This is a genomic window from Chitinophaga sp. 22308, assembly GCF_052045305.1.
GTDB lineage: Bacteria > Bacteroidota > Bacteroidia > Chitinophagales > Chitinophagaceae > Chitinophaga > Chitinophaga varians_A.
Window position 1 is genome coordinate 420947 of the sequence record NZ_JBQEOP010000001.1, and the last position, 19778, is coordinate 440724.

The window sequence follows — 19778 nt, forward strand, 5'->3', positions numbered from 1 at the left end:
TTTTATTGCGTATATCAAACTAACAAAATGAACAAGATTGCATCACTAATGCTGTTACTGGGAATAGGCTCACAGGCCTTTGCCCAGGAAATGCCAGTTGTGTTCAACAAAAGCATGGGCGCTCCCAAGAACCAGTACCGGAAACTGGCCATTGCGGAGAACAATGCCATTGTTGCTATCGGCGGTGGATTGGATAACGGATGTATCACCAAATTATCCTCCACGGGAAATCCTATTTACAATACCCGTTTAAACAAAGGCGGGCTGGTAGCTTACCAGGACTTATTACTGCTGCCTAAAAATGAACTGGTGGCGGTAGGCGGCGGCACTATTGCCTACGGTAATGCCCGTATCACCAAACTGAGCGCCACCGGAGAAGTGATATTTGACAAAAGTATCGGTAATGGTCAGGGTGGTTATTTCACCAAAATCATTGCAGACCGTCATGGTAACTACATCACCGTTGGTGTAGACGGCAGCAAGCCTGCACAGGCGCGCATCACCAAAATGACTGCTGATGGCAAGATCGAGTTTGACAAAGGTTTTGGTGCTCACAACGTATTTACAAACGTATTAATCGACGAAGACGAAAATATTGTGGCTGTTGGTGGTGACGTAGGAGATGGCCAGGGTAAAGCTTTTATGGTAAAAGTAGACGGTAAAGGCGAAAAACAATTTGACCTCAGCTTTGGTAAGCCCGGCGCTGTATTTGAAAAAATGCTCCTGCTGGAAGACGGTTCTATCCTGGCGATGGGCGGTGGCGCTTATGGCACAGGCAACGCCAGCCGTATCGCCAAAGTGAACGCCGAAGGCCAGGTAGTATTCGATAAAGAATACAGCACCGTAGACGGCAAGTTCAACGCCATGAAGGTGAATGACCTGGGCCAGATTTTCGCCTGCGCGGAAGAAAAAGACAAAGGCCGTATCGTAAAACTGCGTCCTGATGGTACAGAGCTGTTCAATAAAGAAGTGGACGCCGCCCTGTATGCGCTGGAAGTAGGTAAAAACGGCAAAGTGGTGGCTGCTGGTGGCAACATCGGCATGAATACCGGTAAGATCGTGAAATTACTGCCGGACGGCACACAGGTAGTCAACAAAAACCTGGGCACCGTATTCCAGCACCTGCTGCTCACCGAAGATGATGAAATGTGTGTGGTGACCAAAGAAGGCTACCGCCTCATTAAACTGACGCCTGACGGAGAACTGATGTTCGACAAACAACTGGGCAAATACGATACTAAAACCACGCTTGCGTCCCTGCTGATGAGCCCTTCCGGCGAAATCCTGGCAGCCGGCGGTGGCGATGAAGACGGTAACCGTATCATCAAAATCAGCCATGGCGTGTCTGTTAACGATATCGCTGTGTCTGAGCCGCTCAATGGCTTGTCTAACGCTTCACTGACCATCACGCTTTCCGGCTTCCTCAGAAGCAATGGTGTGCGTACACCGGTGAATGTACATTACAAAACCATCCCGCATAAAGATGGTGCTGGCCAGGGGGACTTCGATATCACAGAAGGTACTATCTCCTTCGTGCCTTCCGAATTTGCCGCAGGCGCTATTATCTCCAAAACCATCCAGATACCCGTGAAAAGCGACAACCTGCTGGAAGGTAAAGAGTCTTTCCATGTAGAAATCATGGACGCGTCTGACCTGCATCTTACCAAAGCCAAAGGGGAGGTGACCATCCTTGATCAGCCGGCCATGGTGAAATTCATTGGCGGCACTAACGGTGCAGAGCCTAATACCGATGTTGTATTCTCTGCGGGCCTGTTCAAACGCGACAACACGCCACTGGTCAACGCCACCGGTAAGCCGGTTAAGCTGACCTACAAATTCGGCAATGGCACCGCTTTGCCGGGTGCGGATTTTGTCAGCAGCATCAAAGCGCCCTTTGTTATTGACAATGGCGCCAGCACTGCGAGCCTGTCTGTGAAAGTAAAAGACGATAACCGTTTCGAACTGGCCGAGACCGTAGTACTGGTACTCAGCGAAATCAAAGCGGAAAACGAAGCTGTCGTGGGCTATAATGGCGATGTGACCTCTATTTCCGCTTCCCAGTATATCCAGGACCAGGCAGCGCATATCACGCTGGTAAAACTGACAGACGCCAACGAGTCTGCTACCGCGCCGGTAAGCATGTTCAAATGTATCCTTGTAAAAGCAGCTGATGGTTCTGTACAGACCAACTGCACCGGCAGCGATATTAATATCTACTTTGGAGTGGATTCCGTGAGTGCCGCTGCTTATGGCCGCAAGTTCGTGATCATGAACGGCGACATGGTGAAAATCACCGGTGACTGCGCTTTCAGCGAAACAGACATCCAGGTGGCCGTGGTGAACGACCGTATCAAAGAGTCGGACGCTGTTGTAGCCGTGAAACTGCGTGACGTGACCACCGCTAACAATGCCGGTATGCTGAAAATCTCTCCCGAGCTGAAACTGAACAAGGCCATAGCTGTTATCCATGATGATGATAACGACGAAGGGACCGTGTTGACAGCTACCAAGTAAACCCGGCTTGAATCAATAACCGATATACGCTGTTTCAGGCAACACCTACGTTCCCGCATAGTCCTCTATGCGGGAATTTTTCTTTAATAAACTTAAAAGCAGCATCATTTATATTAAAATATAAAAGATGCTGCTTTTTTTACTATTTGTAAATCCACGATAATCCGTTTATCGTAGGTAATGGTAGAAGGAATTAATAAAATAACTAAAGATAAAAGAGTTGTGTCTTTTAATGGTTAACTTGGGAATAGCCTGGTATGTCCTTACCGGGCTCTTTTTTTATAATGATTTCCTCATTACGTAATCTTCCATCAGATAACCATTACCGATATCGGTATCTTTCTCTTTATAGGTGGAGAATCCCATCTTCTCATAAAAAAAGCGGGCTTTATTGTAGCGGTTTACATCCAGTTCAAGGATGGTGGCCCCTAATTTTTTTACCTGGCGGATAACAGTATCCAGCAGGAAACGGCCTACCCCTTTGCCCTGGTAGGTGCTGTCAAGATAGATTTTATGCAGTTTATAGACACCTTCCGTATCGGTAGTGCTATAAGATGCGTAGCCGATAGGTCTTTTATCGTCCTGCAGAATGATGAACTTGTGGTTTAACTCCGCGATCTGTTTGGTAAGAGCGGCAGTGCTGTACATCATATCGATCATATAATCGATCTGTGCAGGTTCGAGGATGCGTTGGTAAGTTGGTCTCCAGATTCTTTCAGTCAACTCCTGTATAACGGGAATGTCGGCTACTGTTGTTGATTTTACGCGATACATGGTTTGTGTATTATAAACGGTTACTTTCCTCAATAATATTATCGACTGTTTGTTGCAGCCTGTCGAGCGGTGTATATCCTCTTGCGCATAGATACAGCTGTTTGCCTGTGTCCAGAATGGCGGCGGGGAAGCCGGTAATACCCCAGTTCTGCACCAGTTGAAACTCCTGGTTGGTTTCATACCGCAGGTGTTCATTATGCAGCCGGTCAATAAATTCATCTTCCGGCAGGCTGTATTTTCGGACCAGTTTCCGGTAGGTAGCGTCAAGGTTAAGGCTTAGCCCATCATAGTTAAGCGCATGTTGCATATCATGAGCGAAGGAGATGGCGTTCTCAGGCTGATAGGCCTTAAAAACGGTCAGGGCGACTGATGGTTTTTCTGAATCCATCATTTCCTCTGAAGGCAGCAGCTTTTCGAGAAAAGCGCTACCGAATTTTACCCCTGTCATTTCTTCCACGTTGGTGTGCTCCCGTTGGATATAGGCCGCCATAGTAGAGAACGGGTGGCGATTGTCTCCTACGATCATACCGCCGGAGAGGATATCAAATTCCATGTCGCCGCTGTGCAGTTGCTGAAACTGCATGACTACCGGTGTAAACCCGTAGCACCATCCACAAAGCGGATCATAGACATATATAAAGCGCATAAACAGGCATTTAGCTTTTCGCGGTTAGCTGTGCTTAGCCGTTGGAAAATGTGCAAGTCGCTGCAAAGATAACTAATCTCCGGGTTGAATTGACCTGTTATATGTTATCCCTTTACAGGGCAGTTCCTGATTTAGAGCAAATCATCTTCGTCCCCGTCGAGCGGCGAGGGGCCTATCGCATCTTTGTCAAAGTGCCGGTGAAACAGTTTTTTCGACAGCATCATGTCTTTCCGGGTAGCCCTGTAAGACAGTCTGGCTGCAATGACCAGCGTAAATACCGCTGCGCCCAGCGCCAGGATGCTGTTACCGGAGAACAGGAAAAAGTCGAAAGAACCATGGAAAAACACGGCTATCAGCAGGCCTTTGAGCAGGAGCGTGTTTCTTTGCTCCGGTATGAACTTGGCCAGTCCTACATAATATCCCATGAGTATGGCAAAAGTGGCGTGGGCAGGCACAGACAGGAACATACGGGCCACGCCTGTGCCAAAGCCGAATTGACTGACATAAGCGATATTCTCCAGTGTGGCAAAGCCCATTCCGATCATCACCGCATACACTATACCATCGAGTGGTTCATTGAACGCTTTTTTAGGATACGCGTAGAAGCGCAGCACCAGAAATTTGGCGAATTCTTCAGAGAGGCCTACGATGCCATAGGCAAAGAAGGCCGTATCAAAGAGGCTTGTATTGGTTTCCCGGAATCCATACATGGAAGCGAGCGCCTGAAACAGCAGCGGCATGACCACACAACCCATGCCAAGGAGAAAGCTTTTCAGCAGGAGGCCAACCGGTTCGGGGTCGTATTTGTCCACTATAAACATCAGGAGACAGATAGCCAGTCCCGGGGCTACGGCCAGCGCCAGTAACATCATGAGAGGATATTTTTTTGTTTTTTGCGTTCCAGCAGGAAATTATTGAGCATGTCAACACTGAAGCTGCTCAGATTGTTGGCTTTGGTGACTCCTCCTTTTTGAGCTGCCAGTGTACCATAATGCACATCGCGGTATCCCTGAGCGCTGTGCGCGTCCGGATCGATGGATATCAGCACTTTTTTGTCCAGCGCATAGGACAGCCAGGTCCAGTCGATATCCAGCCGGCGTGGGTGTGCATTGAGCTCTATCACCACGTTGTTGGCCGCACAGGCATCGATCACTGCTTTATGATTGACAGGATAACCGTTGCGGCTCAGCAGCAGGCGGCCGGTCATATGCCCGAGGATGGTCGTATACGGGTTTTCAATGGCCTTCAATATTCTGGCCATCGCTTTTTCTTCCGTCATTTTCAGGTTGGAGTGCACAGAAGCGATGACAAGATCGAAGCGGGCCAGCACCTCATCGGGATAATCCAGCGTGCCGTCGTTGAGGATATCGGCTTCAATGCTTTTGAAAATACGGAAGGGCGCCAGTTTTTTATTCAGTTCATCGATCTGTTCCTGCTGTGCAATCACCCTTTCGATGCTCAGGCCGTTGGCATAAAACGCCGAGCGGGAGTGGTCGCTGATGACGAGGTATTCGAAGCCCTGGTTTTTGGCGGCAACGGCCATTTCTTCAAGCGTGTCCACGCCATCGCTCCACTGGCTGTGGGAGTGGATGATGCCTTTAATGTCCGCCCGGGTAATGAGCGTGGGCAGTTGCTGTTGGCGGGCCAGTTCAATTTCGTGTTGTCCTTCGCGTAAGCAGGGTGGTATATAGGCCATGCCGGCGCCGCTGAAAATAGCTTCTTCAGAGGGAGCTTTGCGGATATGGGCAGCGCCGCCTGCGGCATTGAATTTATCAATAAAAGCGGGCGCGCCGGTGGTGCAGAAGAGGGTACTGTGGAAATCGTCGGCCTCACACGCGTGGGTGACCACATTGAGCTTATCATTGTATTTCCATACCTGGTCAGCGCCGTTGGCGTCGCCGGGGATGAACCCTGGCAGGGCAGCGATACGCTCCCGCAGTGTTTCCGGTGTGGCCGCGATCACGAATTCCAGTTCATCGATGATCACCTCCTGGCGGCGGAAAGCGCCGGTAAGTGCCACAGGCGCAGGTGTTAGCAGTTCTTGTAGTTGTTTTTCCAGGTCCGCTGCTATGGATTCCACTTCCGCATAGAGGAAGCGGTTGCGGTTAGACAGATAGAATTCTATATTCTGACGGACGTTTTCCTGTGTCTTCTCACCGAAGCCCTTGAGCAACAGGAGGCGGTTTTCGTTACAGGCGTACAGCAGTTCGCCCATCGATTCAATCTCCAGCTCTTTCCAGATGGTCGCTATTTTTTTCGGTCCCAGTCCTTTGATCTTCATGATTTCGAGGATACCGGGAGGGGTGATGCTGAGGTAGTTGGTGAGCAGGGAAAAGCTGCTGGTGTCGAGCATTTCGAGGATGCTTTTCCCGGTAGATTCCCCGATGCCCTTGATACGGAATATCTCGTCGCGTGGCGTGTCTTTGAGTTGTGCCGGCAGTTTTTCGATGGTGAAAGCTGCAGAGGCAAAGGATTTGGCTTTAAAGCTGTTTTCTCCGTGGATGTCCATTAGTTTGGACAGCAGGGAGAAATTATCGGCTATTGAATTATTGTCCATGTGGTAAAAATACGAATTCCATGCATTCCCAGGGCTGAAGCCCTGGGCTACGTTTTGTGCCGGGCTGTTTTTTCGAGGAGGGTTTTCAGGAGGGATATGGTTATAAGGATGGGTATCAGGGAAACAGGCTGGTGTTAGAAAAGAGGTTTATTGTAGTGTGAAAACGGTGTATGTAGCAGTGATATACAGAGGAATAGCTTTAAGCCAAAGAAAAGACATTTATTGTGGAAGGAAACTGTGTAGAGGGGGCGTGAAATACAGGAGGAATAGCTTTAAATCAGAGAAAACATTTATGACGGGCAGGAAAACCGTGTCACGGTGCAATAACAGGTGAAAATGCTAAAATGCTTTCAAGCTGCAAAGGACAGTATCTAAGTATGAACTAAGGGTTGTTCGTAAAAGAAAGCCTAAAACACAACGTAGCCCAGGGCTTCAGCCCTGGGGCCGCTGCAAGCGGGCAATAAAAAAGATCCCGGCGTAGAAGCCGGGACCTTTATAACTACATTTTGTAAATCCGATCTTAGTTTGCCGGAGCAGCTGGTGCTTGAGGAGCAGCTGGTGCTTTTTTAGCAGGAGCTTTCTTCTTAGCAGCAGGTTTTTTAGCAGCAGCTTTCTTTTTAGGAGCAGCTTTTTTAGCAGCGGCTTTCTTTTTAGGAGCGGCTTTCTTAGCAGCGGCTTTCTTTTTAGGAGCAGCTTTCTTAGCAGCAGCTTTTTTAGGAGCGGCTTTCTTAGCAGCAGCTTTCTTTTTAGGAGCAGCTTTCTTAGCAGCAGCTTTCTTTTTAGGAGCGGCTTTCTTAGCAGCAGCTTTTTTAGGAGCGGCTTTCTTAGCAGCAGCTTTCTTTTTAGGAGCAGCTTTCTTAGCAGCAGCTTTTTTAGGCGCAGCTTTCTTAGCAGCTGCTTTTTTAATTGTTGCCATTGTTTTTTGAATTTGGGTTAGTAAAAAAATATTGGGTATAAAAAAACTTTATGGCTAACACTGATTAGGCTTCTGCCTGAGCAGTGGTGTCAAATGCTTTAACAGAAACGTAAGTCTTGTTTTCGCGACCTTTTCTGAATTCAACCACACCATCTGCCAATGCGAAAATGGTAAAATCTTTACCTACACCTACGTTTTGACCGGGATGGTAAACGGTGCCTCTCTGACGAACGATGATGTTACCAGAAATAGCAGGCTGACCACCGAAGATTTTTACTCCGAGCCTTTTGCTCTGGGAATCGCGGCCGTTCTTTACACTACCTTCACCTTTTTTATGTGCCATTGTATAATTACTTTAATAATTTGTCTAAATAAAAATAATAAGCTTAAAATGAATTAAGCTATTTCATTGATCCGGATCTTAGTGAAATGGGTACGGTGTCCAACTTTCTTTCTGAAGCCTTTTCTTCTCTTCATTTTGAAAGCGATCACTTTGTCACCTTGCACATGGCTCAGGATCTCTGCCTTTACTACTGATTTTACATCAGTGCCTACGGTCAGTGCACCAGCATTGTCTGTTAACAGTACTTCGGAAAACTCCACTTTGTCTCCAACTTTTCCTTGTAACTGCTGTACAAAAATTTCCTGGTCTTTTTCTACTTTAAATTGCTGACCTGCGATTTTTACAACTGCAAACATAATTATCCAAAATATAATTTCCGCAAAAGTATCAATTGTTTTCCAATTGAACAAAGATTTCCGGCTTTTTTTAATTCATATATGTAAATACGTATTAAAAGCCGGATAAAAACTTAATCTTTTCAAAGATACATACTTTCTTGAATTTTAAATTTTTTTAACAAATTCCGGGCCATCCCGGCCGGCTTTCCGGCAGGACATGACAAAGCGGTAAAAACAGTTATTTTACTGCACAACCCAACACAATTTTATATACTTTTGAATTTTGGATGTTGCGTTTTTGATCGACAGATTTATTGACAAATGGCTGGAAATCCTCCAAAATCAACAAAATCGTCGTATCAAAAAACAAAAAATGAACGTATACTCTCAATTATAAAATAACGGGCATGAAGTTTAAATCACTGCTAGCCAAACCATTTGCTTCTATTGTACACAACAAGATCAAGAAGGAAATGCTCAGGGCGGTGGAAGACCAGGAGGCCATCCTGGAGGAACTGATAAAGACAGGCAAGAAAACGGAGTTCGGAAATGAGCATAAGCTGGATGCGGTGCGTACCCACGAAGAGTTCAGACAAGCTGTGCCAATCAGGGATTATGAGCAGTTCAAACCTTATATAGAACGGATCAAAGAGGGCAAACAGAACGTGTTATGGCGGGGACAGCCTATTTACCTGGCTAAAACTTCCGGTACCACCAGCGGTGTTAAATATATCCCTATTTCCAAAGATTCTATTTCCAATCATATTGATACTGCTCGTAACGCCCTCCTTAATTATATGGGCGAAACTGGTAATACCGCTTTTGCTGACGGGAAAATGATCTTCCTGTCCGGCTCCCCTGAGCTGGAAAGGGTAGGAGGCATTCCCACCGGTCGCCTCAGCGGTATCGTCAATCACCATATTCCTCGCTATCTGCGTACTAATCAATTGCCTTCGTATGAGACAAATTGTATAGATGATTGGGAGACCAAGCTGGACCGGATCGTGGAGGAAACCATCGACCAGGACATGACCCTGATCAGTGGCATACCGCCATGGGTCCAGATGTACTTCGACCGCCTGATGGAACGTAGTAATGGCAAGAAGATCAAAGAGATATTCAAAAATTTTGATGTGATGGTATACGGCGGGGTTAACTTCGAACCTTACCGCGCCAAGCTGATGGCTTCTATCGGTCACCCGATCCATACGGTAGAGACATTCCCCGCATCTGAGGGCTTTTTTGCTTTCCAGGATTCCCAGGAACAGGAGGGGTTGCTGCTGAACGCCAACTCCGGTATCTTCTATGAGTTTATCCCGGCACAGGAAATTTTTAATGAAAATCCTACCAGACTGTCGCTCAAAGAAGTGCAAACCGGTGTAAATTACGCTATGATCATCAACAACAACGCCGGATTATGGGGATACAACCTCGGTGATACCGTTAAGTTCATCTCCACCAATCCGTACCGATTGCTGGTGACCGGCAGGATCAAACACTTTATCTCCGCCTTCGGAGAGCACGTGATCGGGGAAGAAGTGGAATACAGCCTGATGAAAGCCGCTGCGGAAGAAAATGTGCATATCACCGAATTTACAGTCGCCCCCATGGTACAGACAAGCGGTGAACTGCCTTACCACGAATGGTTTGTGGAGTTTGAAAACGAACCGAAAGACCTGAAGGCTTTTGCCATGAAAGTAGACCACAACCTGCGTCAGAAAAATATTTATTACAATGACCTTTTGACCGGCAATATTTTACAACCCCTGAAAATAAGGACCGTACGCAAACAAGGCTTCATTGACTATATGAAGGCTATTGGAAAACTGGGCGGCCAGAATAAAGTGCCCCGTCTCAGCAATGACAGAAAGCTGGCCGATGAACTGACCAAATACGTGCAGCCATAATGTAAGATGTGACCACTGTAGCGTTCACATCACTGTGAAAGATTAATAAAGTAAATCACCGTAATGAATAAACGAAAAATTGCCATTTTCGGGTCCACCGGGTCCATTGGTATACAGGCACTGGAGGTGATAGCAGCGCACCCCGACAGATTCAGTGTGGAAGTGCTGACTGCACAACAAAATGCCGACCTCCTGATTGAGCAGGCGTTGAAATTCAAGCCCAACGCGGTTGTGATAGGCAGTGAGGAGAAATATAAACAAGTAAAAGACGTATTGTTTGACAAAGGCATTAAGGTGTTTGCCGGTGCCAAAGCCATGGTGGAAGTAGCTTCCTGGAGCTCTATCGACATGGTGCTGGCCGCTATTATGGGCTTTGCCGGACTGGCGCCCACTTTGTCGGCCATCGAACAAGGTACGCCGGTAGCGCTGGCCAACAAGGAAACGCTGGTGGTGGCCGGTGATATCGTAATGGCCACTGCCCGCAGGAAAAACGTGCCCGTTATCCCGGTCGATTCCGAACACTCCGCTATTTTCCAATGCCTTGTGGGAGAGCCTTTCAGCAAAGTGGAAAAAGTGATCCTGACTGCCTCCGGCGGTCCGTTCCTTGGCAAAAAGCCTAATTTCCTCATCAATGTAAAGAAAGATCACGCCCTGCAACACCCCAATTGGCGGATGGGCGCTAAAATAACGATCGACTGTGCCACCCTGATGAACAAAGGACTGGAAATGATCGAGGCACGCTGGATGTTTGGTTTACACCCGGAAAACATCGAAGTGGTGATCCATCCCCAGTCCATCATCCACTCCATGGTACAGTTCGTGGACGGCTCCCTCAAAGCCCAGATGGGCCTTCCGGACATGAAACTGCCTATACAGTATGCGCTGGGATATCCTGACCGTCTGGCCAACGAATTCCCGCGGTTTTCGTTCCGGAACTATTCTTCGCTTACGTTTGAACAGCCGGATACCAAGACTTTCCGTAACCTGGCCATTGCCATTGACGCGATGCACAAGGGCGGAAACACGGCCTGCGTGATGAACGCCGCCAACGAAGAAGTGGTGCATGCCTTCCTGCGTAACAGGATCGGGTTCTTACAAATGACGGAGGTAATTGAGGAAACAATTGCCAAAATTCCGTTCATCGAAACGCCCACGCTGCATGATTACTACGAGTGCGACCAGGCTGCACGTGAACACGCTGCAACCCTTATTAATGCTATCGTTATCTAAAATAACCGTTGAAAATTAACAAATAGTTTTGCCGGAATATCTGTTAAATCCGATATCTTGGGCAGATTAAAGCAGAAACAAGTAAATGACAACAGAGGTAATATTGGTGAAAGCCGGGCAGTTGTTACTGTCACTCTCTATACTGGTCGTATTGCACGAGTTAGGCCACTTTATCCCCGCCAAATTGTTTAAAACAAGGGTAGAAAAGTTCTACCTGTTCTTCGACCCCTGGTTTTCTCTCTTTAAAATAAAAAAGGGGGAAACAGAATATGGTATTGGCTGGCTTCCGCTTGGCGGATATGTGAAAATATCCGGCATGATCGACGAAAGCATGGACAAAGAGGCGATGTCTCTTCCTCCGCAGCCATACGAATTCAGGTCCAAACCCGCCTGGCAGCGGCTGATCATTATGATTGGCGGCGTGACAGTGAACGTGATACTGGCCTTCTTTATTTATGCGATGATCCTGTGGCACTGGGGTGAGAAGTACCTGCCCACAGATGCCGTGAAATATGGTGTTACCGTAGATTCCCTCGGGCAGAGCATTGGTCTGCGCGACGGTGATAAAATCGTCAGCGTAAACCATCAGAAAGTAGAGCAGTTTGGCGCGATCACCGGACAGGTGATCCTGCATGAAGCCAAAAGCATTGAAGTGATACGTGACGGGCAGGAACTGAGCATCCCTATTCCGGAAGGGTTTATCCGTTCCCTGCTGAAGCAGAAGGAGCCTTTTGCCTACATCCGTTTTCCGTACTACATAGACCGGTTTGAGAAAGGTTCCCTGGCCGAAAAAAGCGGCCTTTTTAAACCCGGTGACCAGATGGTGTCTATCAATGGTCAGGTGCTGCCTTACTTCACCGACTTCGCCAAAGAAATGCGCAAGCATAAAAACGAAGAGGTAAAGATCGGCGTGGTAAGAGGCAAAGACTCGCTGGTGATCCCGGTCAAGCTGGATGAAACGGCCAAACTGGGCATTTATCCACAGGACCCTGATAAATTCTTTGCTTACAAAACCAAGACCTACACCCTGCTGGAGGCCATCCCGGCCGGTTTCAGCATGAGTGTGGACAAACTGGTGAAATATGTACAGCAGCTGCGCCTGATCTTTGTTTCCAAAGAAGTGAAGGTGAGCGAATCGCTGGGTGGTTTCATGAGCATCGGTAACCTGTTCCCCGAAGCGTGGGACTGGCTGACCTTCTGGGAGATGACGGCTTTTCTGTCCATCATCCTGGCGTTTATGAACATCCTGCCTATTCCGGCGCTGGACGGCGGGCACGTGTTATTCCTCCTGTATGAAATTATTACCGGCCGCAAGCCCAGTGAGAAATTCCTGGAATATGCGCAGATCGCCGGTATGATCGTGCTGTTCGGCCTGCTGCTGCTGGCCAACGGTCTCGACTTCTGGCGGAACATTATCAGCAAATGGTTCTAAATCATATGATTTTATGAAGAGTATGGATTACGGGATTTCCGTAATCCATATTTTTTTCGTATATTTGTAGTTCTAAAAATCGGGGATGCCTGGTTTTGACAGCATAGGTCTTTGAAAGTGTAAGCATGTCGTGCGTTGGATAATTAGCACGTTAATCTGAATATTCAAACTTTAATTGGCGAATCTAACTACGCCATGGCTGCCTAATCAGCGATTAGACACCCATTATAGCCGCCTGGAGTTGTCGCCTTATGCGACTCCCGCCGCTGAATCATCAAACCCATAGGGATAGGTGCTCATGGTTTCTGTGAGTGAGCACTGAAGCTAAACGGATAAGGACAAGGTTGGTTCGTTGTGCCCCTGCCAAGTCCCGACAAATCAATGCATAAATAAGCATGTAGAAAGCTTTTGAGGAATATGTTTGGACGCGGGTTCGATTCCCGCCATCTCCACCAATAAGTGTAAAAGCCGCTATTATAGCGGCTTTTACATTTTTATAACACGTTATAATTATCTTTCACTACGCTTCCGCGAGTACAGGAAGTGGTTGTGCTTCCACTGCGTCGTTCCTTTCTCCCTTCTCCCTCCATTTCGTCCTCACCAAAAACAAAAACGTAATCACCGCCACCATACCATAAGCCATGCCCAGGGTCGCCTGATTGGTAATGGAAATAGTGTTTACCATCAGAGAGCTTAATATTGAAGTCACCACGGCAAAACCGCCGCCTGTTAAACCGCTTGCCTTCCCTGCATATTGGGGAAAACGGATCAGGCAATATGACATCAGGTTGTTGAAGATAAAACCCGAAGTGCTGTGCAGCAGGAAGACGTAGGTCAACAGCGTATATAGATTGTGGTAGTTGCGTGTCAGCGGTACCATCATGGCTACCACCAGCAATTGCGCTACACTGGCCACCATCAGTTTTTTACCCATTGGTTTGTTCACCAGTATTCTTGATATCGTGCCGCCGATCATTACTGATACGCCGGAGAATAGCGAACAATAACCTGTTACCGCGGCGGAGAAATGCAACTGTTGTTCGATCAGAAACGGGCTGCACATGCCGTACAATAATATCATGCCATAGGCCAGTCCGAGTATGATCATGCCAGATGTAAAGTCCGGTGTTTTGACCATGGTGCCATACGCTTGTGTCATTGACCGTACGCTGAATGGCTGCGCGGTTTTCATCGATTCACCGCCAATGATCAGCTCAATCACAAAGAAGGCCAGGCCGAAATAACCCAGGAACATGAAATTGGAAGACCAGCCCCACGTTGTCTGGAAAAAGCCTCCCAGGAAAGGCGCTACGATTGGTGCAATGGCCCAGATCACTGAGAACATGCTGGTATATTTCTTTAGTGCTTCTCCTTTATAGAGGTCTATAAAAAACGCGCGCTTGCTGATGGCAATGACTGCGACTGTAAACCCTTGTAGTATACGCATGGCGTAGATCATCTGCAGACTGGTGCTGTAGGCAATGATAAAGCTGGCCGCACTGAATGCCAGTATGGATATCATATTGGGCAGATAACGGCCGTAGGCGTCAATCAGTCCGCCTACGATCAGTTGCGAGATACCATAGCTGATGATGAAGAGTGAAAGTGTAAACTGAATAGAAGCGGGTGAGGTATGTAACTGCACCGCCATATCAGGCAGAGAGGGGATAAATATGTCCATGGCAAATCCTGATAACGGTATCAGGCATAGCGACATAATGGTATTCCAGCCTGCCCTTGATTCTTTGATCGTTCTCATAGTAGTTGCTTTAAATTAGCACTGTAAAGGTAGGACGGCAGGTGACTACCGCGATTACATGCATCAAAGGGATGGTTATATAAATCAAAGGTGGAGGTTCAGGAGAGTTTCGCGGACGCCGCCGTTTTTGTTCCGATGCGAAACTCCAGCGGTGTTTGGCTGGTGAATTGTTTAAAGTACTTATTGAAGTGGGAAGGGTATTCAAAGCCCAGTGCATAGGCTATCTCTGAGATGTTCCAGTTTGTATTGCGCAGTAAGGTCCTTGCTTCGGTGATCACGCGCTCGTGGATAATTTCACGGGTGGTTTTATTTGTATGTTTTTTTACGACGCTGTTCAGATGGTTGACATGCACATGCAGCAGACCGGCGAAGTGGGCCGGTGTTAATAATTTGAGAGGGGCTTCGGGTGAGTCTACGGGAAACTGTTGGTTCAGCAAGGCGAGGAAATCTTTCACCAGCCGGTCACGCCCAGTGGCGGCCGGTGTTTCCCGGCTTTTCTGTAAACGGATGCCTTCATGAATAACCAGTTGCAGGAGGTGGCGTATCATATCCCATTTTAGCGGATAGTCGGAGTCCTGGAGCATCTGCATTTGCGTAAAGTAGGTGCTTATCCGTTGCCTGTCTTCCTTTGTGATCGGTATCACCGGCATCAGGGAAGGATTGAACAACGGAGAGGCATATTGTACATCAGCGGGGATACATCCCTCGATAAAGGGCGTGTTGAACAGGCAATAAAAGCGGTTGAACGGAATGTTCACTTCTATGGAAGTGGCCACAGCAGGATTGGTAAAAATCAGGCAGCATTGATTGAGCGGTATTTCCTGGTCGTTATACAGCAGTATGCCGCTGGCCTTGGCCGGTGTCTGGCTCATGCATATTTTGAAATAGTCACGGCGGTTGAAGGGTGTTTTGCGGGTGGCGGTAAAGGTTTCCCGGACATTAAAATAGGCTTTGCCATAATCACGGAGAAGTTCTGATGGAATGTCCTGGCCGGTACGAGCGTAAAACTGCACCAGTGATTCAGTGGGAATGAGTTTGTCTGCCATCGTTTTCATCCTTATATAATTCAAAGGTAGCAAATTTAATGCAGGTTATATACCCCAAAACAGGAACTGCTACCTCATTACCGCCATAAGCCGTAGTTTCAGTGAAGCAATTTTTATTATTTAACCCAAAATCTGTAGCATGAAACATTCTAATGGACTCCGCATTAGCGCTGCAACCTGTTTGGCAGCTTTAACGATCCTTTTTTCTTCCTGTTCAAAAAACGACAAAGACCTGAAAGACCCATCCCCTGTCCCCAATGCAAAAGAAGAGATGACAAACTACCTGGTAAGCCAGGGAGTTGATCAGCAACATATTGTCTTTGACAAAGACCGTGTTGTTATTGAAGGGGATATTATTATCACTGTTCCTGAGCTCAAAAAACGCGTTGAAGATTGGAAAGCGGCACAAAAGTCCGGCATACCGCAAACAGAACAACGAAGAGGCACCTACATTGTAGGGAATGCCTATAATACCAATATCAAGTTCTTTCTCGATCCTGCTGTACCCACCGTGTGGAGAACAGCGATCCAGGGTGCGGTGAACAATTGGAACGCTGTGAACGGCACCCGTTTGGGAATGTCGATTGTAACCAATCAGGCCGATGCCAACACCCGGGTTTTTATGGGCTATGAAGATGCCAACTGGATCGCCAGGGCCTATCTGCCGGGATCAGACAGCAGACCAGGGGTAAGTGTTGAAATTAATTCCAAATACAATACGATGTCCGCCAGCCAGCAACTGTTTGCCATCACCCATGAATTTGGCCACACCATAGGGTTCCATCATACCAACCAGACCAATGGCACATGGATATCCGGAACACCTACTTCCGATCCGAATTCTGTGATGAATTCCACTGTACTTCCCTGGAACGGATTTACAGCAGGGGATATCAAGGCAACACAGATATTATATCCACAATAACGCAGGTGGGAAGAAGGTCTTTGAGGCTGGCTGAAATTGTTTTCAGCCAGCCTTTTAATTTTCAGATGAACCGCTTATTTCACGCTTTTAAAGAACGCGTCCACTTCCCCGGCCCATATTTCCGGAGCTTCCAATGCTGCAAAGTGGCCGCCTTTTTCTATCACGGTGAACCGTTTCACATTCGCTTTTCTTTCCGCCCATTCCTTTGGGGTGGGGGCATCGCCGGCGAATACCGCTACGCCGGTGGGCGTGATTACCTTCTGGCCGGAAGCCAGCTGTTGAAAGCTTCCTACAGCATAGCTGCGCATGGAGGAATTGATGGTTTGGCTTACCCAGTAGATCATGACATTGGTGAGCAGTTCGTCTTTGGTGAAATGGTCCTCTATAACGCCGCCGGGTGTACGCCAGGAGTTGAACTTTTCAATGATCCAGGCAGCCAGGCCTACGGGAGAGTCGCTCAGGCCATACGCCTGTGTTTGTGGCTTGGTGGCGTGCAGCATGGCATAGGCGCCCTCTTTGAACCACCATTGCTGGATGAACTGTCCGAATGCCTGTTCTGCCGCGGACATGGTGCTCCAGTCTTCGGAGCCGTTAGGATACCCCACGTCTGTCAGGTGGATGGCGGCCACGTTTTGAGGGTACAGGTTGGCGAGTGATTTGACGATACCGCTGCCTACATCCCCGCCGGCAGCAAAGAACGTCTGGTAACCCAGTACATCCTTCATTAAGGCGGCAAATACTTTGGCGGAGCCGTCATCGGTCATGGCCACACGACCGGAGAAGCCGAAACCGGGAATGGAGGGGATCACCAGGTCGTAGTCGTTGGTCAACAACGGAATGACTTTGTGAAAACGGTAAAAGCAGTCAGGCCAGCCATGTACCAGCAGCAGGGGCCTGGCGTGGGGATTGGCGCTTTTGATATGCAGGAAATGGATGGTGACGCCGTCTATTTCCACGGTAAACTGAGGGAATTTGTTGAGGGCAGTTTCTTGTTTGCGCCAATCGTAACCGCTTTGCCAGTACGTTACCAGGCTTTGAAGAAATGCGGGGTCCGTACCATATTGCCAGCCGGTGTTTTCCGGGGCATCGGGCCAGCGGGTTTGGCGAAGGCGATTGCTAAGGTCGTCCAGTACAGATTGCGGCACATCAATTTTGAAAGGTTTTACGGTGAACATACGGTCGTTTTTTGTAGGTTGTGAATATGTGTTGATAGCTAAAACAATGACAGTGAATAACAGAACGACTTGTTTCATAGTGATTTATGTTTAATGAAACAAAGATCTAACGGGGAGATGACAACCTTATGTCAGCAGTAACCGACCTCAAAAAATAAAAAATCTTTTTAGGAAAGATTAGTATTCCATATTAAAGTTCTGTTATCTGTATAATAAATTTCCCGGGATCCCATGTTGGTACTTATAATTTTCTTATCTTAATGTCCTGTTTGTTAGCTTAACCCTGCTTGCCCATAAACCGTTAATCCTTGTCAGGGAGGGAGCTATACCATATCAAACCGCATTCTTATGGCCTTGTATACCGTCACCACCGTATCTATTGAAGAAGAGCAATTCCGGCAATTCCATTCTTTCCGCCTTGAACAGACTATTTCCGGGCATCACCATTTTGAATTGAAAATAGGCTACGAATGGCTTTCCAAGTCAGGCAATAATCCTATTTCAGCCGGTAAATCATTGTTAGGCAAGGAAATCCGTATCTCCGTTCAGCCGGTGGAAGCAGCCGGCGGTTTCCGACCGATGCTGTTTAACGGCATTATTACGGCAGTCAGCGCCGGAAAGGAAGACGACGGCACCAATGGCAGCTGCATCTTCAAAGGCAGCGGCCCGTCCGTATTACTGGACGCGGACCCGCACATCCGCGCATATGAGCAACAGGACCTTTCCGCCATCGTTAACACGGTGCTGAAAGCCTGCAACCCTTTTGCCAGCCGCCCGGAAGTAAAGCCCGCCACCGGCAGGCAGCTGAAGTACATTGTGCAGTACAAGGAGACAGGTTTCAACTTCCTGCACCGTCTGTCGCAGCGATACGGCGAATGGTTTTTCTACAACGGCCAGCAGCTGATCTTCGGACAGTATACCCCGCAAAAAACCACGCTGGTGCACCAGGTAGACCTGATCAGCTTTGATCTGGAGCTGCAGATAAAGCCCAACAACCAGGCCACTAACGGGTACGACTACCGCCAGTACCAGATAGTAGACGACGGCACCCAGCAGAAGACGGCAGGTAAAACAGATCCGTATACAGATCATACACAGTCCCTGAGCGAAAAATTATACCATCAGGCGTCACTTTATAAAATACCATTTGCGTTTACCAGCAATGCGAAAGCAGAGATGGATGAACTCACACTGCGTCAGAAAAAGGCACGGATGGCACAGATGGTGCGTATTAAAGGACGCAGCAAAAACACCAGCCTGCGGCTGGGCGATACCATCGAAATACAGGAAAGCGTGCTGTCCAGCGCTACGCATGGCGAGTTTATGATCACTTCGCTGGAACATCACTGTAACGGCAACGGTGACTACTACAACCTGTTTGAGGGCATTCCTGCTGCGGCAGCGGCCCCCGACCTGGAACTGGGGCATGTGCCTTACTGTGAGGCCCAGAGCGCCGTGGTGACGGACAATTTCGATCCTAAAGGACTGGGCCGCATCAGGGTGCGGTTCAACTGGCAGAAAGGACAGACACCGTGGATACGCCTCATGCAGCCTCACGGCGGCGCTGACAAAGGGTTTTACTTTATCCCTGAAGTGGGAGAGGAAGTGTGGGTGGACTTCGAAAACGGTAACGCCGAAGCACCTTATGCCATTGCAGCGGCCTATAACGGTAACGCCAAAACGGGCTACGGCGATGCGCAGAACAACCTCAAAGTCATCAAAACACGCAGTGGCCATACCATCCGGCTGGATGACACTACAGGACAGGAAAGCATCACCATCCTTGATAAAGGGGGCAACATTGTGGTGCTGGACACCAACGGCAGAAACATCACCATTACCGCCCCCGAAAATATTAAGATCAACGCCCGGAATATTATCATGGACGCCCGTGAACGCGTGGATGTAAACGCCGGCACCAATATGACACACGTCGCCGGTATGAACATGAGTCAGATAGCTGGCATGAACATCCTTCACAATGCCGGTGATTCCATGAACCAGTTCTCGGTAAATGACTATAAACTCACTGCTACCAATATTACCAAAATAGCCATGGAAGGGATGGATGTGCAGGCAAAGAAAATTGAAAAAACAGCGGAACAGATAAAAGTGGAAAGTTCAAAAGATGAGATGACCTTTAATTCCGGTAAATCGGTAGAGGTAAAAAGCGCAGAGAAATCAAAATTGTTCTGATATCCCATCCACCCTCTTTA

16 protein-coding genes and 1 other RNA gene are annotated in these 19778 nt (G+C 48.0%); 7 read left to right on the forward strand and 10 right to left on the reverse strand.

Going from position 1 to position 19778, the window contains the following annotated elements; all coding sequences use genetic code 11:
* Window positions 1-27 precede the first annotated feature (27 nt).
* Window positions 28-2514 carry a Calx-beta domain-containing protein gene (locus ACTJJS_RS01730; RefSeq protein WP_440662158.1) on the forward strand — a complete coding sequence of 829 codons (2487 nt, stop codon included), beginning with the start codon at window positions 28-30 and terminating at the stop codon, window positions 2512-2514.
* A 279-nt stretch (window positions 2515-2793) separates the two neighbouring features.
* Here the strand turns inward: ACTJJS_RS01730 and ACTJJS_RS01735 are convergent, their stop codons facing one another.
* The 7 genes from ACTJJS_RS01735 to rplU form a co-directional block, all read right to left on the reverse strand.
* Window positions 2794-3288, reverse strand: a complete 495-nt coding sequence (locus tag ACTJJS_RS01735; protein ID WP_440662159.1) for an N-acetyltransferase family protein — start codon at window positions 3286-3288, stop codon at window positions 2794-2796.
* A 10-nt stretch (window positions 3289-3298) separates the two neighbouring features.
* Complete coding sequence (locus ACTJJS_RS01740; RefSeq protein WP_168869586.1) at window positions 3299-3934, reverse strand: DsbA family protein; 636 nt, start codon at window positions 3932-3934, stop codon at window positions 3299-3301.
* Between the two features lie 131 nt (window positions 3935-4065).
* The gene (locus ACTJJS_RS01745) at window positions 4066-4806 is read right to left on the reverse strand and encodes a PrsW family intramembrane metalloprotease (RefSeq protein ID WP_440662160.1); all 741 of its coding nucleotides are present in this window, start codon (window positions 4804-4806) and stop codon (window positions 4066-4068) included.
* Window positions 4803-6491 (reverse strand): helix-hairpin-helix domain-containing protein, encoded by a 1689-nt coding sequence (locus ACTJJS_RS01750; RefSeq protein ID WP_440662161.1) that lies wholly within the window; start codon window positions 6489-6491, stop codon window positions 4803-4805. The genes ACTJJS_RS01745 and ACTJJS_RS01750 overlap by 4 nt, the downstream gene beginning before the upstream one ends.
* Before the next feature lie 520 nt (window positions 6492-7011).
* Window positions 7012-7407 carry a hypothetical protein gene (locus tag ACTJJS_RS01755; RefSeq protein WP_188103555.1) on the reverse strand — a complete coding sequence of 132 codons (396 nt, stop codon included), beginning with the start codon at window positions 7405-7407 and terminating at the stop codon, window positions 7012-7014.
* A 64-nt stretch (window positions 7408-7471) separates the two neighbouring features.
* Window positions 7472-7750 (reverse strand): 50S ribosomal protein L27, encoded by a 279-nt coding sequence (rpmA, locus tag ACTJJS_RS01760; protein WP_078672044.1) that lies wholly within the window; start codon window positions 7748-7750, stop codon window positions 7472-7474.
* 53 nt (window positions 7751-7803) lie between these two features.
* On the reverse strand, window positions 7804-8106 hold the full coding sequence (rplU, locus tag ACTJJS_RS01765) for a 50S ribosomal protein L21 (RefSeq protein WP_168811125.1): 303 nt from the start codon (window positions 8104-8106) through the stop codon (window positions 7804-7806).
* Between the two features lie 389 nt (window positions 8107-8495).
* Here rplU and ACTJJS_RS01770 point away from each other — a divergent pair, with 389 nt between their 5' ends.
* From ACTJJS_RS01770 to ssrA, 4 genes are all read left to right on the forward strand, one after another.
* The gene (locus tag ACTJJS_RS01770) at window positions 8496-9995 is read left to right on the forward strand and encodes a GH3 auxin-responsive promoter family protein (RefSeq protein WP_440662162.1); all 1500 of its coding nucleotides are present in this window, start codon (window positions 8496-8498) and stop codon (window positions 9993-9995) included.
* Between the two features lie 63 nt (window positions 9996-10058).
* The gene (locus ACTJJS_RS01775) at window positions 10059-11225 is read left to right on the forward strand and encodes a 1-deoxy-D-xylulose-5-phosphate reductoisomerase (RefSeq protein ID WP_211092534.1); all 1167 of its coding nucleotides are present in this window, start codon (window positions 10059-10061) and stop codon (window positions 11223-11225) included.
* Between the two features lie 85 nt (window positions 11226-11310).
* Window positions 11311-12657, forward strand: coding sequence for an RIP metalloprotease RseP (gene rseP / locus ACTJJS_RS01780; RefSeq protein WP_168869582.1), 1347 nt, complete (start codon window positions 11311-11313; stop codon window positions 12655-12657).
* Between the two features lie 81 nt (window positions 12658-12738).
* Window positions 12739-13112: a transfer-messenger RNA gene (gene ssrA / locus ACTJJS_RS01785) on the forward strand.
* Window positions 13113-13177: 65 nt separating this feature from the next.
* Here the strand turns inward: ssrA and ACTJJS_RS01790 are convergent.
* Both ACTJJS_RS01790 and ACTJJS_RS01795 read right to left on the reverse strand, forming a co-directional pair.
* Window positions 13178-14416: an MFS transporter gene (locus ACTJJS_RS01790; RefSeq protein WP_440662163.1), complete on the reverse strand. Its 1239-nt coding sequence runs from the start codon at window positions 14414-14416 to the stop codon at window positions 13178-13180.
* A 98-nt stretch (window positions 14417-14514) separates the two neighbouring features.
* Complete coding sequence (locus ACTJJS_RS01795; protein WP_440662164.1) at window positions 14515-15471, reverse strand: helix-turn-helix domain-containing protein; 957 nt, start codon at window positions 15469-15471, stop codon at window positions 14515-14517.
* Between the two features lie 130 nt (window positions 15472-15601).
* Between ACTJJS_RS01795 and ACTJJS_RS01800 the strand changes: the two genes are divergently transcribed.
* Complete coding sequence (locus tag ACTJJS_RS01800; protein WP_440662165.1) at window positions 15602-16387, forward strand: M57 family metalloprotease; 786 nt, start codon at window positions 15602-15604, stop codon at window positions 16385-16387.
* A 74-nt stretch (window positions 16388-16461) separates the two neighbouring features.
* Here ACTJJS_RS01800 and ACTJJS_RS01805 read toward each other — a convergent pair whose 3' ends face one another.
* Window positions 16462-17640: an epoxide hydrolase family protein gene (locus ACTJJS_RS01805; RefSeq protein ID WP_440662166.1), complete on the reverse strand. Its 1179-nt coding sequence runs from the start codon at window positions 17638-17640 to the stop codon at window positions 16462-16464.
* Between the two features lie 270 nt (window positions 17641-17910).
* Here ACTJJS_RS01805 and ACTJJS_RS01810 point away from each other — a divergent pair, with 270 nt between their 5' ends.
* On the forward strand, window positions 17911-19758 hold the full coding sequence (locus ACTJJS_RS01810) for a type VI secretion system Vgr family protein (protein WP_440662167.1): 1848 nt from the start codon (window positions 17911-17913) through the stop codon (window positions 19756-19758).
* Window positions 19759-19778 lie beyond the last annotated feature (20 nt).

Excerpts from the sequence above, each read along its gene's own strand:
- ACTJJS_RS01750 (WP_440662161.1), bottom strand. The coding sequence starts at position 6,491 with ATGGACAATAATTCAATAGCCGATAATTTCTCCCTGCTGTCCAAACTA.
- ACTJJS_RS01745 (WP_440662160.1), bottom strand. The coding sequence starts at position 4,806 with ATGATGTTACTGGCGCTGGCCGTAGCCCCGGGACTGGCTATCTGTCTC.
- ACTJJS_RS01775 (WP_211092534.1), top strand. The coding sequence starts at position 10,059 with ATGAATAAACGAAAAATTGCCATTTTCGGGTCCACCGGGTCCATTGGT.
- ACTJJS_RS01735 (WP_440662159.1), bottom strand. The coding sequence starts at position 3,288 with ATGTATCGCGTAAAATCAACAACAGTAGCCGACATTCCCGTTATACAG.
- ACTJJS_RS01730 (WP_440662158.1), top strand. The coding sequence starts at position 28 with ATGAACAAGATTGCATCACTAATGCTGTTACTGGGAATAGGCTCACAG.
- rpmA (WP_078672044.1), bottom strand. The coding sequence starts at position 7,750 with ATGGCACATAAAAAAGGTGAAGGTAGTGTAAAGAACGGCCGCGATTCC.
- ACTJJS_RS01805 (WP_440662166.1), bottom strand. The coding sequence starts at position 17,640 with ATGAAACAAGTCGTTCTGTTATTCACTGTCATTGTTTTAGCTATCAAC.
- ACTJJS_RS01770 (WP_440662162.1), top strand. The coding sequence starts at position 8,496 with ATGAAGTTTAAATCACTGCTAGCCAAACCATTTGCTTCTATTGTACAC.
- ACTJJS_RS01800 (WP_440662165.1), top strand. The coding sequence starts at position 15,602 with ATGAAACATTCTAATGGACTCCGCATTAGCGCTGCAACCTGTTTGGCA.
- ACTJJS_RS01810 (WP_440662167.1), top strand. The coding sequence starts at position 17,911 with ATGGCCTTGTATACCGTCACCACCGTATCTATTGAAGAAGAGCAATTC.
- ACTJJS_RS01740 (WP_168869586.1), bottom strand. The coding sequence starts at position 3,934 with ATGCGCTTTATATATGTCTATGATCCGCTTTGTGGATGGTGCTACGGG.
- ACTJJS_RS01795 (WP_440662164.1), bottom strand. The coding sequence starts at position 15,471 with ATGAAAACGATGGCAGACAAACTCATTCCCACTGAATCACTGGTGCAG.
- rplU (WP_168811125.1), bottom strand. The coding sequence starts at position 8,106 with ATGTTTGCAGTTGTAAAAATCGCAGGTCAGCAATTTAAAGTAGAAAAA.
- rseP (WP_168869582.1), top strand. The coding sequence starts at position 11,311 with ATGACAACAGAGGTAATATTGGTGAAAGCCGGGCAGTTGTTACTGTCA.
- ACTJJS_RS01790 (WP_440662163.1), bottom strand. The coding sequence starts at position 14,416 with ATGAGAACGATCAAAGAATCAAGGGCAGGCTGGAATACCATTATGTCG.
- ACTJJS_RS01755 (WP_188103555.1), bottom strand. The coding sequence starts at position 7,407 with ATGGCAACAATTAAAAAAGCAGCTGCTAAGAAAGCTGCGCCTAAAAAA.